Origin of the sequence: Bifidobacterium miconisargentati (assembly GCF_019331675.1) — a bacterium.
In the GTDB taxonomy this organism is placed as follows: Bacteria; Actinomycetota; Actinomycetes; order Actinomycetales; family Bifidobacteriaceae; genus Bifidobacterium; species Bifidobacterium miconisargentati.
Genome location: NZ_JAHBBJ010000008.1, coordinates 54,983 through 71,284, shown reverse-complemented (window position 1 = coordinate 71,284; position 16,302 = coordinate 54,983). Strand labels below are relative to the sequence as shown.

The 16,302-nt window shown below is 66.0% G+C and carries 8 protein-coding genes; 3 read left to right on the top strand and 5 right to left on the bottom strand.

Features of this window, described 5'->3' with window-relative positions:
- Positions 1 to 2: 2 nt before the first annotated feature.
- Positions 3 to 2,090: a beta-galactosidase gene (locus KIH81_RS06350; RefSeq protein WP_214304593.1), complete on the top strand. Its 2,088-nt coding sequence runs from the start codon at positions 3 to 5 to the stop codon at positions 2,088 to 2,090.
- A gap of 208 nt (positions 2,091 to 2,298) precedes the next feature.
- Here KIH81_RS06350 and KIH81_RS06345 read toward each other — a convergent pair whose 3' ends face one another.
- The 4 genes from KIH81_RS06345 to KIH81_RS06330 all read right to left on the bottom strand — a co-directional run bounded on the left by KIH81_RS06345 (position 2,299) and on the right by KIH81_RS06330 (position 8,340).
- Complete coding sequence (locus KIH81_RS06345; RefSeq protein ID WP_214304592.1) at positions 2,299 to 2,778, bottom strand: Dps family protein; 480 nt, start codon at positions 2,776 to 2,778, stop codon at positions 2,299 to 2,301.
- An 87-nt stretch (positions 2,779 to 2,865) separates the two neighbouring features.
- Positions 2,866 to 4,200, bottom strand: a complete 1,335-nt coding sequence (locus KIH81_RS06340; protein WP_214304591.1) for a hemolysin family protein — start codon at positions 4,198 to 4,200, stop codon at positions 2,866 to 2,868.
- Between the two features lie 148 nt (positions 4,201 to 4,348).
- Positions 4,349 to 7,324 carry an FHA domain-containing protein gene (locus KIH81_RS06335; protein ID WP_214304590.1) on the bottom strand — a complete coding sequence of 992 codons (2,976 nt, stop codon included), beginning with the start codon at positions 7,322 to 7,324 and terminating at the stop codon, positions 4,349 to 4,351.
- A gap of 335 nt (positions 7,325 to 7,659) precedes the next feature.
- Positions 7,660 to 8,340 (bottom strand): carbonic anhydrase, encoded by a 681-nt coding sequence (locus KIH81_RS06330; RefSeq protein ID WP_214304589.1) that lies wholly within the window; start codon positions 8,338 to 8,340, stop codon positions 7,660 to 7,662.
- A 276-nt stretch (positions 8,341 to 8,616) separates the two neighbouring features.
- Between KIH81_RS06330 and ahpC the strand changes: the two genes are divergently transcribed.
- On the top strand, positions 8,617 to 9,180 hold the full coding sequence (ahpC, locus tag KIH81_RS06325; protein ID WP_100493703.1) for an alkyl hydroperoxide reductase subunit C: 564 nt from the start codon (positions 8,617 to 8,619) through the stop codon (positions 9,178 to 9,180).
- A 94-nt stretch (positions 9,181 to 9,274) separates the two neighbouring features.
- Positions 9,275 to 11,173: an FAD-dependent oxidoreductase gene (locus KIH81_RS06320; RefSeq protein WP_214304588.1), complete on the top strand. Its 1,899-nt coding sequence runs from the start codon at positions 9,275 to 9,277 to the stop codon at positions 11,171 to 11,173.
- A gap of 175 nt (positions 11,174 to 11,348) precedes the next feature.
- On the opposite strand, the gene KIH81_RS06315 is transcribed toward KIH81_RS06320, so the two are convergent.
- Positions 11,349 to 16,295 carry an Ig-like domain-containing protein gene (locus KIH81_RS06315; RefSeq protein WP_214304587.1) on the bottom strand — a complete coding sequence of 1,649 codons (4,947 nt, stop codon included), beginning with the start codon at positions 16,293 to 16,295 and terminating at the stop codon, positions 11,349 to 11,351.
- Positions 16,296 to 16,302: the final 7 nt, after the last annotated feature.

The window sequence follows — 16,302 nt, the reverse complement described above, 5'->3', positions numbered from 1 at the left end:
CCATGAGCAAGACACTCGACCATATTCTCTTCGGTGCCGCCTACTACGACGAGTACATGCCGGAGGACCGCCTCGACAAGGACATCGCGCTGATGAAGGCCGCGCACATCAACACCGTGCGCATCGCCGAATCCACCTGGAGCACGATGGAACCGCAGCCCGGCGTGTTCGACTTCTCCCACATCGACCGCGTGCTCGACGCCATGGGCGCGGCCGGCATCGACGTGATCATCGGCACCCCCACGTACGCCTTCCCGTCCTGGCTGTCCAACATGTACCCGGACGTGCTGGAGACCACCCACAAGGGCAAGGCCATCTACGGCGGCCGCCAGATCATGAACATCACCGACGCCTCGTTCCTGTTCTACGCCGAACGCGCCATCCGCAAGCTCATCGCGCACGTGGCCGGCCACAAGGCCGTCATCGGCTACCAGGTGGACAACGAGTGCAAGTACTACGACGTGGTGTCCAACAACGTGCAGAAGCTGTTCGTCAAGCACCTGCGCGCGAAGTTCCATGACGACCTCGACGCCATGAACCTCGCCTACGGCCTCGACTACTGGTCCAACCGCATCAACTCCTGGGACGACTTCCCGGACGTGACCGGCGCCACCGGCACGATCAACGGCTCGCTCGGCTCCGAATTCGACACCTTCCGCCGCAAGCTCGTCACCGACTACATCGGCTGGCAGGCGGACATCGTGCGCGAGTACGCCCGCCCCGGCCAGTTCGTCACCCACAACTACGACCTCGAATGGCGCGGCTACTCCTACGGCCTGCAGCCGTGGGCGGACGACTACGAGACCTCCAAGCACCTGGACATCGCCGGCGTGGACATCTACCATCCAGGTGAATCGCATCTGACCGGCCGCGAGATCGGCATGGGCGGCGACCTGACCCGCTCCTTCAAGGGCGGCGAGAACTGGTTGCTCATCGAGACCCAGGCGCAGGGCCAGAACGGCTGGCTCCCCTACCCCGGCCAGCTGCGCCTGCAGGCCTACTCGCACCTGGCCAATGGCGCCGATTCAGTGATGTACTGGCACTGGCACTCCATCCACAACTCCTTCGAGACGTACTGGAAGGGCCTGCTGAGTCACGATTTCGAGCCGAACCCCACCTATGAGGAGGCCGGCGTCTTCGGCGGCGAGATCGAGCGCGTGGGCTCGCACCTGGTGAACCTGAAGAAGCGCAACAAGGTCGCCATCATGATGAGCAACAAGGCCCTGACCGCGCTCACCCGATTCACCATCGAAACCGGCTTCCCGGACCCGAACCCGTACGACGAGGGCGTCTCCGGCCTGACCACGTACAACGACGTGATGCGTTGGCTGTACGACGCGCTCTTCGACCTCAACATCGAGGCCGACTTCGTGCCGTACACCGCGCCGCTCGCCGTGCTGGAGCAGTACAGGCTGCTCATCACGCCGGCCCTGTACGTGGCGGACGAGGACCTGATCGGCCGCGTGCGCGCCTACGTGGAGCACGGCGGCAACGTGCTCGCCACGTTCAAGTCGTTCGTGACGGACGACAACGTGAAGGTCTACCACGACCGTCAGCCGCACAACCTCACCGACGTGTTCGGCGTGAGCTACAACCAGTTCACCAACGACATGACCGATGTGGAGGTGACCTTCAAGGGCGCCCTGGACGGCACGGAAACTGTGCGTCCGCAGCACTTCCTGGAACTGCTCAAGCCGGCCGAAGGCACCGAGGTGCTGGCCGACTACGGCGAGTCCGTGTGGGGCCAGGCCGGGTACGCGGCGATCACGCGCCACGGGTTCGGCAAGGGTTCCGCCGAATGGGTCGGCACGATGACCTCCACCGACGAGGTCAAGCCCGTGCTGCTGGAGGCTGCCCACCGCGCCGGTGTGGTGGATTGGTCCACCGACGACTTCGCGGGCACCCCGGTGCGCGTGCGTCGCGGCGTGAACGAGGCCGGCAAGTCCGTGACCTACTTCCTGAACTATTCCGGCAAGGCCGTGCAGTTCAAGGCGCCGATCGCCGGTACCGATTTGCTGGCCGGTACTTCGGTGGCCGTCGGCGACGAGGTCGGCATCCCCGCCTGGGGCGTCCTCATCATCGAGGGCTGATTCGGCACGAATGCAGGCATAACGTAAGGCTCTGTTAAACCAAGATCGACATGAATCCATGTCTGACTACCCCTCAGTCGGCTTCGCCGACAGCTCCCCTGACAAGGGGAGCCAAGAATAAAGGGCCGATGCCGATCTTGGTTTAACAGAGCCTAACGTAATCTGGCTCCCCTCTCTGAGGGGAGCCAGAACCATGTTTGCGGCTATCTCACGCCAGATGGCTGCGCATGAACCACTGGAACTTTTCGAGCTGCTGGACGTGGTCCTGGATGATGTTGGAGCTCACGAAGTCCAACTCGTCCAGTTCGGCCACGGCCTTGCGGTCGTCGGCGATGAAGGCGTCGTAGTACTCGATGAGAGCCTTGAGGTACTCCTCGGTGCCGGCGCGGCCGTCCACGTCGAACGGCTTCCATGTGCGGTTGCGTACGATGGCGTCCGCGCGGCCGTCCGGAGTGCCTCCCAGCGTGGCGATGCGCTCGGCGGTCTCGTCCGCCTGGGCCAGCACGGATTCGACCTCGGGGTCGAGCATCTCGTGCACGGCGATGAAGTTCGGTCCGGTCACGTTCCAGTGCGCGTGCTTCAGGACCAGGGCGGCCTCCTGCTCCTGGCTCAGGCGGTTCTGCAGGATGGCGATGGCCTTCTCGCTGGCCGCCTCATCGAGACCGGGAACCACGAATGCAAGTGTCATGATATTCCTTCCTTTCATGTTTGGGAACAGTCATTCCAGTCTAGGTGTTCCGCCATTCGCACAGGCCCGGAGCGAACGTGGGAAGAATCACTTGATGGCTGAGGCCTCGGCGACCGGCGCATGATCAGGGGCGCCGGCCTTGCGCACCTCGATGGTCTCGATGCGGCGGCCGTCGACCTTGGTGACGACCATGTCGTAGCCGTCGTCCGAATGCAGCACGTCGCCCGTCGCGCCCATCTTGCCGGTGTGGGCCAGGAAGTAGCCGGCCACGGTCTCGTATGGGCCGTCCTCCAGTTCGATGCCGGTCAGGTCGGCGAAGTCCTCGATGGTCATGCTGGCCTCGATGGTGGCCACGCCGTTGACGAACGCGGTGCGGGTGGTGCGCTCGCCGCCTTTCTCGGTGGGCAGGTCGTACTCGTCGCGGATATCGCCCACAAGCTCCTCGGTCATGTCCTCAAGCGTCACGATGCCGTCCGTACCGCCGTACTCGTCGATGACCACGGCCAGATGGATGCCGCGCTTGCGCAGCATCTCCAGGGACGGCAGCAGCTTGGACGTGCCGGGCAGCGAGATGCCCTCGCGCGTCACGTCGCGCACGGTCTTGGCGTTCGGGTCGCGCACGTCCAGCAGGTCGCGCACATGCACGAAGCCGATCACGTCGTCGAAGTCCTTGCCGGTCACCGGGTAGCGGGAGTACGGCTGGTCGCGCACGAACGCGGCGGCATCGGCGATGGGCTGGTCGCCCTCGATGAACACCACGTCGGCGCGCGGGCGCATCACCTCGGCCACGATGGTCTCGGAGGCGTCGAACACGTCGTCCAGAATCGTGCGCTCGTCCTTCGACAGGTTCGTATTGGAGCTCACCAGCACGCGCAGCTCGTCGTCGCTCACTTCGGACTCGGTCTGCTGCGGGTCGAAGCCCAGGAGACGCACGATGCCGTTCGTGTTCTTGCCGATGAGCCAGATGATCGGGCGGCAGACGGTGGCGAACACGTCGATGGCCGGCACCACGGCGCGCGCGATCTGCTCGGTGCGCTGCATGGCGATGCGCTTGGGCACCATCTCCGAGATCACGATGGAGCAGTAGGAGATGATGAGCGTCAGGATGATGTTCACCAGTCCGCCGGCGATGCCGGTGGGCACGCCCCAGCTTTCCACCGTGGGGATCAGGTAGGGGGCGATCGAGGAGGCGCCGAACGATGCGGACAGGAAGCCGGAGAGCGTCACGCCGATCTGCACGGTGGACAGGAAGGTATTCGGGTCGCGCGCGATCTTGGCCACCTTCGCGCCGCGGGCGTCCTCCTGCTCCATCTGCTCGATCTGCGAGCCTCGCAGGGAGACCAGTGCCAGCTCGGTGCCGGAGAACACGGAGCCGATGACCAGGAACACGAAGATCAGGAGGATGTTCAAACCAAGTGACATACCGCCAACTCTAGGGGAGTGGGGAGTCAATACCCGCGGCAGCGCGGTGGATTACGCGATTCGTGTGCAATCCACCATGCTGCTGTTTCCGGCATCCCCGCGTTCCGTTGCCATCGGCATCATCGCCGGTAATTACCGTGAGTCGCCGCTACCGCCGGCGCATTTTGGCCGCCGCGTTGCTCACGCACACGCGCAGCACCACGGTGAACACCACCACCATCAGCGCGAGGATGCCCAGGTCGAACCAGAACTGGTCCGCGGTGTGCTCCCACAGGTCGTCCTTCTTGAACGTCGGCACCTTGGTGGGCCCGTACAGCAGGCCGTTCAAGTCGATGTCCGAGGCGGCCGCGGAGAAGCCCCAGCGGCCCGGGAACACCATGCTCAGCTGGTCGAGTCCGTCGCGCCCGGTCACCGGGATCATGCCGCCGGAGAACACGAGTTGGGCCATCACCAGAATCACCAGAAGCGGCATGGTCTGCTCGCCGGACTTGACCAGCGCCGAGCCCACCTCGCCCAGCATGGCCGAGGACCACGCGGTGAGCCACACCACCAGCACCAGTTCGGGAATGCCCGAATTGGTGAGCACGCCCTGATCCGGGTGCGGTTTGCCCAGACTCACGGCCGTCACGAGCAACGCGGCCTGCAGCAGCGTCTGCAAGCCCATGACGATGAGCTTCGAGCACGTGTACGACGTGGGGGAGAGGCCCACCGCGCGCTCGCGGTCGTAGATGGCCCTCTCGGAGACGATGTCCCTCACGGACAGGGCCGAACCCATGAAGCAGGCGCCCAGGATGATGAGCGAGAGCAGCTGGTTCGGTTCGGTGGCGGCGTCCTTGAAATCGGGTTCGCCCAGGCCGTGCGAGCCGGGCACCACGAGCGAAAGCAGTCCCAGGAACAGCGGCAGCAGCACCAGGAAGATGAGCAGACCGGGGTCGGCCGCGATCAAATGCAGTTGGCGGGCCACGAGAGTCACGGTCTGCTTGATGCGGAACGGCTTGGCGGGCTTCTCATGGTCGCCGTGCGGGCGGACGGTCTGTTTGGCCGCCATCGCCCGTTGCCGCGAATCGGTGATGGAGTAGACGCGGTCGGGATTGGCGGTCACGGCATTGAAGATGTCCGCCCATTCCTGGCCGTGGAACGCCTGCTGCATCTCGGCGACGGATCCGAAGAACGCCGGTTTACCACCGGGCGCGAGCATGAGCACGTTGTCGCACAGCTTGTTGATGTACGCCAGCGAATGCGTCACCACGATCACCACACGGCCCGCATCCGCGAGCTGGCGCAGCATGGTCATCACCGTCAGGTCCAGCGCCGGGTCGAGGCCGGAGGTCGGCTCGTCGAGGATGAGCAGCTCAGGGCTGGTGAGCAGTTCGATGGCCGTGGAGACGCGCTTGCGCTGGCCGCCGGAGAGCTGGTCCACGCGATTGCCGCGGCGGCCGGTGAGCTCCAGTTCCTCCAGCACGTGATTGATGATTTCGGCGCGCTCGGCCTTGGTGGAGCCGGGCAGACGCAGTTTGGCGGCGTATTCGAGCGCCGCGTCCACGGTGAGCTTGCGGTGCACCACGTCGTCCTGCGGTACGAAACCGATACGGCTGCGCAGCAGTTCGATGTTCTGCTGCACGTCGTAGCCGTCGAACAGCACATGGCCCTCGGTGGGGGAGCTCAGGCCCGCCACGATGGACGTGAACGTGGTCTTGCCCGCGCCGGACGGGCCGATCACGGCGGTCAACGTGCCCTTGGCGAACACGGCGTTGATGCCCTTGAGCAGTCGTGTGCCCTTGCCCACGGTCAGGCCCACGTTCTCGGCGATCACCGCGTCCGTGCCGGCCAGCGGCTCGCGGTCGCACAGCACGCCCTCGTGCACGATGAGGTCCGTGTTGCCCACGGTGACCAAATCGCCCTCCTCAAGCCAGATCTTGGCCACGCGACGGCCGTTGACGTACGTGCCGTTGGCCGAGTCGAGGTCGGTCAGGAGGATGCCGTTCGGCGTGGACGCCAGCGAGCAATGCCTGCGGGAGACGAGGAAATCGTTGATGCGGATCTGGCAGGAGGCGTCGCGGCCGAGTGTGCCCTCCTTGTCCTTGGTCGGGTCGAACGAGCCGGTCACGCGGTGCGAGGTCAGCTGCGACTCGAGGTGCGCCGCCTGCGTGCTGCCCGCCAGCACGGTGGCAGTGGCCGATTTCGGTGCGGGTGAGACGGGACGTGTCGGTTGAGTTGACTGATTCAGCTGCGATTGCGGCTGGTTCGCCGGTGCAGTGCCGGTTACGTGCGTTGTGGTCGGTCGCGCGGCGATGGGGGAGACCGGGACGTCAGGTGCGGATGTCGGCTTTACGGAGGTTGGACGATGTGCGTCGGACAGTACGGTGATTCCATCGCCGGGGTCGCCGGGATTGGCCGGGGACGTGACGGGCTGATGGGGGAGCGCTGGTGCTACCGGTGGGTTCGTGGGGGCCGTGGCGCGCGGCGGCAGTGGGTTCGGATTTTGGGCTGATGGGGCCGTCGGTTTGACTGGAATGGCAGGTGCTTGAGGGGTTGCGATCGTTGTGCCGGTGGCGGGAGCCGGACGTGCGGGGACCGCGGGAATTGCGTGAGCTGTTGCCGATGGCCTGCGGGTTCCGCCCGGCTGCCGTTGTACCGCCGCCTCAGTGGTTTGCTGGGGGATTGCGGGCGAGGCTACGGGCCTCTGCTGCTGTCGTTGCCGTGAAGACTGAGGCTGTGCGTCCGATTGTGCGGCGGTCGGTCGCACGCCTGATGGCATGTTTTCCTGAACCGATGCGTTGGGGCGCGTTGGGGTTGCCGGCGCCTGTGCCGGCAACGGACGCGACTGCGGGGCCTGATCGCCCACCACGCAGGTGATGACGGCGTCGCGCGCCAACGCCACGGTGACGGTCGAGGTCAGCAGTACGGAATTGGTGTGCATGCCCTGGATGGTCAGGCCGTTCGCGCTGCCCATGTCCGCCAGCAGCCAGCCGTCCTCGGTCCAGGTGATGCGGGCGTGATGATGCGAGACGTACGGATTGCGGATCACCAGATCGCAATCGGGCGAGCGTCCGATGATGGTGGTGCGTTCCGGGCTGACGGTGTATTTGGTCGAGCCGTAATAGACGGTAAGAGCAGGTGGCATGGGTCCGACTTCTTCCGGTTGTCTTCTCTCTGACAACCCTTATCATCCCCGCATTATTGGTGTGATGCAAGGCGTCGGGCCTTATCCTGGCTTTCCTCTCCGGATTTTGGCTCCCCTCTCTGAGGGGAGCTGGCAGCGAAGCTGACTGAGGGGAGTTTCATCGCAAACGGAACTCCCCTCAGTCTCACTCCGTTCGACAGCTGCCCTGCAATTAAGGACGAACTTCGTTCGCGTCTTTCTGGGGCTCGACTGCCGTCTCGCACATTGCCTACAAACAGTCCACCGGACTGTTTGCTTCACGGCAATGTCCTCTCGGAGGGGAGCTGAGGCAAGAGCTAGAAGCTCAGCACCTCGACCTTGCCGGAGTCGAGCTGGTATCGCGCGCCCACGATCATGAGCTTTTCATTCGCCAGGGCCTGCTGGATCACCTCGGAGCGGTCCACCAGCGATTCGATGGTGCGCGCCACATGCACGCGCTCGATGTCGTCCAGGCAGTCGAGTTCGGCCTCGCGGGCCTGCCAGACGGACATGCCGGCCTGGCGCAGGACGATGGAATCGGACTGGGCCAGCTGCTCGTCCAGATTGTCCAGGATGTCCGCGGCCTCCAGCGAGCCTTCCGCCTCGGCGGTGATCGACTCCAGCATGGCGTCGAACTCGCGTTCGGCGGTCTCCAGCGCGCCGCAACGGCCGTGGCCGAGCACGCAAATCAGGCTCACATGCAGCTTCTTGACCGCATACTCCAGCGAGGCGATGACCGCGTCGTCGATCATCTGGCCGGCGGTGCGCACGGTGAACAGATCGCCCAGGCCCTGATCGAAGATGATTTCGGGAGGCACGCGCGAGTCGGAGCAGGAAAACACCGCGGCATCCGGGTTCTGCCCGTCGGTGAGCATGTGCCGGGTCTCCTTGTCCTGCCACGGGTGCTCCGCCTTGCCCTCGGAGAAACGCCGGTTGCCCTGCAGCATGCGGCTCCATGTGGCGTTTGCGGTGGTTTCCTGGGTGAACTCTTGAGCCATGACACCTCCATGTTTCGATGGTTCTGCTGTGTTCCATACTAGCCGGGGCGGTGGTATCGGCTTGGCTGTGGGAGGAAGCGGTACTTTTCCCCAAAATCAAGGGCGATCGTGGGGAAAAGTACCGTGATTATGGTCCGGCGGTCCGGTGAGGCGCCGCACGCCGTCGCACTGTGATAAAGGCTGTGATAAGGCTCATAGGGAACAGCCGGCCCGTCACGACCCGGCGACGTTACGATGGGAGATGGCAACGTTTCTGACGTCATGAAAGGACCGATGATGACTCTTCTGCAGCACGAGCTGACCGATTTCAAGGTGCAGGCCTTCCAGAACAACGAATTCCATGAGGTGACCAAGGAGGATGTGCTCGGCCACTGGTCCGTGTTCTTCTTCTACCCGGCCGATTTCACGTTCGTGTGCCCCACCGAGCTTGAGGACCTCGCCAACAAGTACGAGGAATTCAAGAAGATCGGCTGCGAGATCTACTCCGTGTCCTGCGACACCCACTTCGTGCACAAGGCCTGGCACGACGCCAGCGAGAAGATCGCCAAGATCCAGTACCCGATGCTCGCCGACCCGACCGCCCTGCTGGCCCGCGACCTCGACACCTACAACGAGGCCGACGGCATGGCCGAACGTGGCGACTTCATCATCAACCCGGAGGGCAAGGTCGTGGCCTACGAGGTCACCAGTTCCAACGTGGGCCGCAACGCCGACGAGCTGCTGCGCCGCGTGCAGGCCTCCCAGTTCGTCTACGAGCATGGCGACCAGGTCTGCCCCGCCAACTGGACCCCGGGCGAGGAGACCATCGAGCCCAGCCTCGACCTCGTCGGCCAGCTGTGATTGTGGCATAGCGCTGAGTCGTTAAACGAACGGTTTGTTTTTCTGGCTCCCCTCAGAGAGGGGAGCCGCTTTTATACATATCAAGGAGCTTTTCATGACCGAAACTCAAGACAACCTCTACGACGTCGTCGTCATCGGCGGCGGCCCGGCGGGACTCACGGCGGGCCTGTACCTTGCCCGCGCCCGCTACCGTGTGCTCATCCTCGAAAAGGACGATTTCGGCGGCCAGATCACCATCACCAACGAAGTCGTGAACTATCCGGGCGTCGGCCGCACCACCGGCCGCGCGCTCACCCGGACCATGCGCCAGCAGGCCCAGGACTTCGGCGCCGAGTTCCTCTCCGCCGAGGCCACCGGACTGGACGTCGAGGGCGACGTCAAGACCGTGCACACCTCCCGCGGCGATCTCAGGACCTTCGGCATCCTCATCGCCACCGGCGCCTCCCCGCGCAAGCTCGGCTTCACGGGCGAGGCCGAATACGCCGGTCGCGGCGTGGCCTACTGCGCCACCTGTGACGGCGAGTTCTTCACCGGCAAGGAGGTCCTCGTGATCGGCGGCGGATTCGCCGCGGCCGAGGAGTCCGTGTTCCTGACCAAGTACGCCAGCAAGGTCACGATCCTCGTGCGCGAACCCGACTTCACCTGCGACGCTTCCGTGGCCGCCGAGGCCAAGAACAACCCGAAAATCGAGGTGCGCTACAACACGGTTCTTGACGGCGTCACCGCAGGTCAGGGCGGCCTGCACGAAGCCACGGTCCGCAACGTCGAAACCGGCGAGATAACGACCTGGAAGCCGGCCGACAACGGCACGTTCGGCGTCTTCGTGTTCGCCGGATACGTGCCCGCCACCGATCTGGTGCGCGGTGTGGTCGAGCTCGACGACCACGGCTACGTGGTCACGCACGGCTACCTCGAAACCTCCGTGCCCGGCGTGTATGCGGCCGGCGACCTGCGCGTCAAGAACCTGCGCCAGGTGGTCACCGCCACTGCCGACGGCGCCATCGCCGCAGTGGAACTGGAACGTTACGCCAAGCAGCTGAGCGAGAAGACCGGTCTGGTGCCGCCGCGCCCCAACACCTCAGCCTACGAGCAGGCCGAAGCCGCGGCCGCTTCCAAGGCGGCCTCCGCCGCGAACGCCGGTACCTCGCCGGCCCCCGCGCCGGCCAAGCGCAGCGCCGATGCCGCGGCAGCCGCCAAGAAGCCCGGCGAACTGTTCTCCGCCGCCATCAAGCAGCAGCTCGGCGTGGTGTTCGGCCGCATGAACCGCCCGGCGACGCTGGTCCTGGAACTCGACAACACCCCGCTTTCCACGGAATTGCAAGGATTCGTGGGGGAGATGGTCGCCCTGTCCGGCGGCAAGCTGAACTCCGTGGCCGTGGACGCCGCGGGTCTCGTCACCGCCATCGACGGTGAGACCGCGCCGGCCTCGCTGGTCGTCGGAGAACCGCTTGAGGTCACGCTGCCGGACGGCGCCGCCCTGCCTGTCTATGGTTCCCTTGACGATTCCGGTCGCGCCGAGTTCGATCCGGCCGGTGTGCTGCCGTCGGCCCGCCCGGCCGTGCGCATCTGCCTGCCGGCTGACGGCGATGACGGCAAGCTGACCTTCACCGGACTCGCCTTCCACGGCGTGCCCTCCGGCCACGAGTTCAACTCGTTCGTGCTGGGTCTCTACAACGCGGCCGGCCCCGGCCAGCCGCTCGGCGACGACCTCAAGGAACGCATCGCGGCCATCAAGGAGCCGGTGAACGTGACGGTTCTGGTCTCCCTGACCTGCACGATGTGCCCGGAGACCGTGCTGTCCGCCCAGCGCATCGCCTCGCTCAACCCGGCCGTACGTGCCGAGGCGTACGACGTCTCGCACTTCCCGGAGCTCAGGGACCAGTACGGCGCGATGAGCGTGCCCTGCATCGTCATCGACAAGGCCGACGGCGCCCAGACCGTCGAATTCGGCAAGAAGAACATCCCCCAGATGCTCGACCTGTTGGGCGCGTAGCCGAACCGCGCATCGCCTCGCCGCCGCCGGTTTCCCGACAATCGGGGTCGAGGCGATGGGATCGTTGTTGTTGACGGAAAAGGCCGGCCGGTTCTCTTGACGGGAACCGGCCGGCCTTTGACATTGATCAGGCTAGGAAACTCATCGATTCATTGGATGGGCATCACCTGACCTTTCACTGTTCCGGGACGATCGCGACGTGGTAGGTGCGGGTGGTGATGCCGTCCTCGGAGGTGACGATCACTTGGGCCTCGCCGTTCGCGGCCGCGGTGTTCACCACGGTCACGGCGGCGTTGCCCTCGCCGGGCAGCGCCTGGATTTCGGGCGTCTCGCCGGCAGGTGCCGCCGTCTCGTAGCTCTCGACCGCAGGGTCGAAGCCGGCGACCTCCTTGCCGTCCACCAACAGGCCACCGATCACGGCCTCGCTGTGCTGGGCGGGGATGCGGGCGTCGCCGCGCACCTCGGTGATGGCCACGACCTTGCCCTCGGCGGACGTGAACGTGATCCTGATGCGGGACGTGCGCACCATGTCGAAGGAGTACGTGGTCTCGTCGCCCTTCGAGCTCATCGAGGAGCCGGGCTTGTCGCCGACCGTCGCGTACACCCAGGCCGCATCGTTGGTCTGCTCGACCGGATGCGAGGTCGCGGACAGGCCACGCACCGGCTGCCAGGAACCGTCGGACTCCAGGTACTCCACGGCCACGGACTCCGGCAGCGCCACGTTCTCGCCGTCAAGGCAGTAGTAGACGGTGAAGGAGTTGAGCATGAACGGCGTCTCCTCGCCGTAGCCGAAGCGGTACTCCAGCCATGCGGTGCGTGACGGGTCGCCGGTGGTGGACCAGCGGTTCTTCAGGTTGTAGCCCACGCGCGGCGTGTAGGACACGATGCCGTCCATGAGCAGGGAGGCATCCTCCTGGGCCTTCGGATCCGGGTTGGTGTAGGAGGCGCGCACCTGCGGGTACACGTCGTTGCGGTAGGAGAACAGGTCGCGGTTCTGCACGTAGTCGTCGGTCACGCGCACATGGGCGATGGCCTTCTCCTCCAGTCCGTCCACCGTGCCGAGCAGCGTGAACGTGCCGGCATTGCGGTACAGGGAGGCCTCGGGCTTGTCCCAGGTCACCGCGCGCTGCTCCTTGGCGCCGTCGGACCAGTAGACGGTCACTTCCGGCGCGCTCTCGCCCACCAGCGGCTCGATGCCGGTGATGGTGGCCAGGGAGACGGACTGCACGGCCAGCACCTTGACCACATGCACGGTGGCGGCCACGTCCAGATCGAAGCGGGCGACATGACCCTGCACGCTTACCTCGCCGGCCTGAGAGTAAGCCTCGGCGGGCACGGCGTCCCACTCGACCGGCAGCGGCGCGTCCACGCCGTGGTCGAAGCTCACGGTCACGGCGGCGGGCAGTTCGGGCGTCTCGCCGGCGACGGTGCGCACGGTGGGCGCCGCGACGCCGGTCGGCCTCTTCGGCTCCGCGCCCTCGGAGACGGTCACGATGGCCGGTGCGCTGGTCTTGGCCACGCCGCCATACGTCACGGTGGCGGTCACGTTCGAGCTGCCGGACAGACGGCCGGTGACGGTGCCGTCGTCGGCCACGCCGGCCACGGACTCGTCACCGGAGGCGAACGTCACGACGGCCTCGCTGCCCTCACCCAGGTCGATGGCGGCGCCGGTCTCGTCCGTGGCGGTCACGATGAGGCGTGTGGTCTCGTCCTCGCCCACGGTGAAGGCGGGCGGAATCACGGTGACTTCGGCCACCGGTGCCGGCGGCACGTCCAGGTCGAGCGCGTAGGCGGCATGCTGTTCGCCGTCCTCGGAGACCACGCGGATCACGTACGAGCCGTACGGGTAGTGCAGCGGCGGCACCACGTAGGCCACCGCGTTGTCCTTGGCCTCGACGGCGATTTCGGGGGCGCCCGCGGTGTAGGCGCGGTGCAGCACGGCGCGGTTCTCGCTGTCGAAGGAGACGGCCTTGCCGTCCACCGTCACGCGGGCCAATTCGGTGGTGTCATGGGCGAGGGATTCGGCGTCCTTGACATCGGCCGGATCGGCCACGCGCACGCTGGCGGTTACGGGCAGGCCGTAGCCTTCGACGGTGCCGTTCACCGTGACGGTGCCCGGGGTCCAGGAGGCGGCTTCGCCGTCGGTGGTCCAGGCGGCCGGCGCGTCCACGCTGCTGCCGTCATCGAAGATGACCATGACGCGGGCGGGCAGTGCGGGCACGGTTCCGGCGGCGGAGGCCAGGGAGACCGGGCGTACGGAGACCGGGTGGGCCACGGTGACGGTGACGGTGACCGGAAGGCCAGCGGCCTCGCCGGCGACGGTGAACGACTGTGCGCCGGACTTGCCTTCGGCGGCGGCCACGGCGTCCAGCAGATCGGCCGTGTTCCATTCCACCGGCACCTCGGCGCTGGTGTTGTCCGCGAGCAGGGCGGTCACCGTCTGCGGCAGCACCGGGGTCTCACCGGCACGGACGCGCACGGCCGCGTCGCGCACTTCGAGCACGTCCGTGCCGGCCGGCACGGCGTCGGTCACGAACACGTTCACAGTGTCGGAGCGCAGGCCCTTGGCGGTGGCGGTCACGCGGATCGGCTTGCCGGAGCCGTCCGAGGCCACGATGGCGAGCACCTTGCCGGAGTAGGCGGAGTGCACGGGGGACTGCAGCGGTTCGGTGTTGGCCTGGTAGCCGTTGTCGGTGCCGAGCAGGTGGCCATGTTCCACGTGGAACGTCAGCTCGTCGTTGGCGCGCGGCACGATCACGCCGGCGTCGTCGATCACGTCCGCCTCGATGAAGCTCAGGTCATGGCCGTCGCCATCGATGACGTGACGGTCCGGGATAAGCCTGATGCCGGCCGGGGCGCCCGCGGTGGTGATGGAGTCGCGGGCCACTTCCTTGCCGGCCTTGTCGTAGGCGACGACCTCGACCGTGCCCGGCTCGAACGGCACTTCCCACTGCAGGGTCAGCTGCTTGGGCTCGTTGCCGTCCTTCTGGTAGCGGTACTCGAACGGCTTGTCCGCGTACTTGTTGTTGAGGTGGAAGGTGGCCTGGTGCGATTCGAATTCGCGCTTGCCCAGCGAGCGGCCGTTGAGGAAGAGCTCGGCGGAGGCGGCGTTGGTGTACGCCCACACGGCCACGGATTCGCCCTCGTCCCAGTTCCAGTGCTGCAGCAGATGCACCATCGGGGCGTCGTCCGGGTCGGTCCACAGCGCCTTGTAGAGCCACCACGGGTTCTTCGGGAAGCCGGCGGTGTCGACCATGCCGTAGTAGGAGCGCAACGGGGCCAGCACGGTGCCGTCGGACTCGGGCATGTCCGGCTTGTTCCAGTAGAAGTTGGAGATGTACGGTGCCGGCTCGCCGATGTAGTCGAAGCCGGTCCATGCGAACTCGCCGACGTTGAACGGCAGGTTCACGAGACGGTCGAACGCGATGTCGAGCGGGTAGCCACGGTTCGTGGTGACGTTGTAGTCGGAGATCTCGTAGGTGTCCTCCTTCCACGGCTGGCGGCCCTTGGCGAACGGGTAGTCGCGGCCGCGCAGCTGCCACTCGTCCGTCAGGATCGTCGGATGCACGTAGAAGCCGCGGCACGGCGTGCAGTTGCCGGACTCGGAATTGAGAATCACGTCGTTCGGGTGCTTCTCGTGCACCTTCTCCATCTGATCGCGGTTGATGTAGGAGTAGCCGCGCACGTCCATCTTCTCGTGGATCTTGTTGCCGATGCCGTCGATGCCCTTGGACAGGTAGGAGGCATCGTTCACGGAGTTCGGTCGGGTCGGGTCGAGCAGGTGGCAGCGGCGGGTCAGATCCTCGGCGATCGGGATCTCCTTCTCCTGCCAGGCCACCTCGTTGCCCATGCCCCACATGAACACGGCCGGCTCGTTGCGGTCGCGCAGGATCATGGCGGCCAGGTCCTCGGGGTAGTCCTGGGCGAAGTAGTTGGAGTAGTCGTTGCGGTTCTTCGGGGCGGTCCACATGTCCGTGAGCTCCTCGAGCAGCAGGAAGCCCATGCGGCTGCACTCCTCGGCCCACACCTTGGAGCAGGGGTTGTGCGAGGTGCGGATGGCGTTCACGCCGGCGTCGCGCAGGATCTCCAGCTGACGGACCACGGCGCGGCGGTAGGTGGCGGCGCCCAGCGAACCTAGGTCATGGTGCATGCACATGCCCAGGGCGCGCATGTTCACACCGTTAAGAAACAGGCCGAGCTTCGGGTCGAGGGTGATCCAGCGCAGGCCAAATCGGGTCTCGGTGACGTCCACGGCCTCGCCGTCCACGAGCACGGTGGTGCGCAGCGTGTACTGGTACGGGTCGGCGGTGCTCCACAGGTGCGGGTCGGTCACGGACAGCGTGGTCTCGAAGCGGTTCGGGGCCTCGGCGGCGTCGTATGCGGCGGCGGCCTCGGTGGTGTCCGGGGTGCCGCCCGGCACGGTCACGCCGTCCTCGCCGGAGGCCACGACCGCGCCGTTGGCGTCGAGGATCTCTTGGCGCAGCTCGATGGCCTGGTCGGTGGCGATGCCGTTGGCCACGATGGTGGAGACGAGCACGTTGGCGTGGCCGTCCTTGACGTCCTGCTCCAGGCTCGGGGTGGTGATCTGCGTGCCGAAGCGGGCCACATGCACCGGCTCGGCCACGGTAAGGGTCACGTCGCGGTAGAGGCCGGCACCGGCGTACCAGCGTGAGCTCGGCTCCTCGTTGACGGTGCGCACGGTGAGCACGTTGGTCTCGCCGGGCTTGATCTTGCCGGTCAGATCGATGGCGAAGTTCGTGTAGCCGTAGTGATGCTCGGCCACCTTCTCGCCGTTGAGCCAGACCTCGGCGCGATCCATGGCGCCGTCGAAGTCGAGGGTCACGTACTTGCCGGCGAGCGATTCGGGGGCGGTGAAGGTCTTGCGGTACCAGCCCTCGCCCACCTTGAGGTAGCCCACGGTGGCACGGGCGTTGCGGGAGAAGCGGCCCTCGACGCCGTAGTCGTGGGGGAGGGTCACCTCACGCCAGTCGGAGTCGTCGTATTCGGGTCGTTCGGCGCCGTTCGGGGTGCCGCGGAAGAACCGCCAGCCTTGGTCGAAGTTGTTGTTGCGTGCGGTCAGGCCGGCGTTGCTGCCGGCTTCCGGGCGGTTGGATGTTGTCATCGTAAAG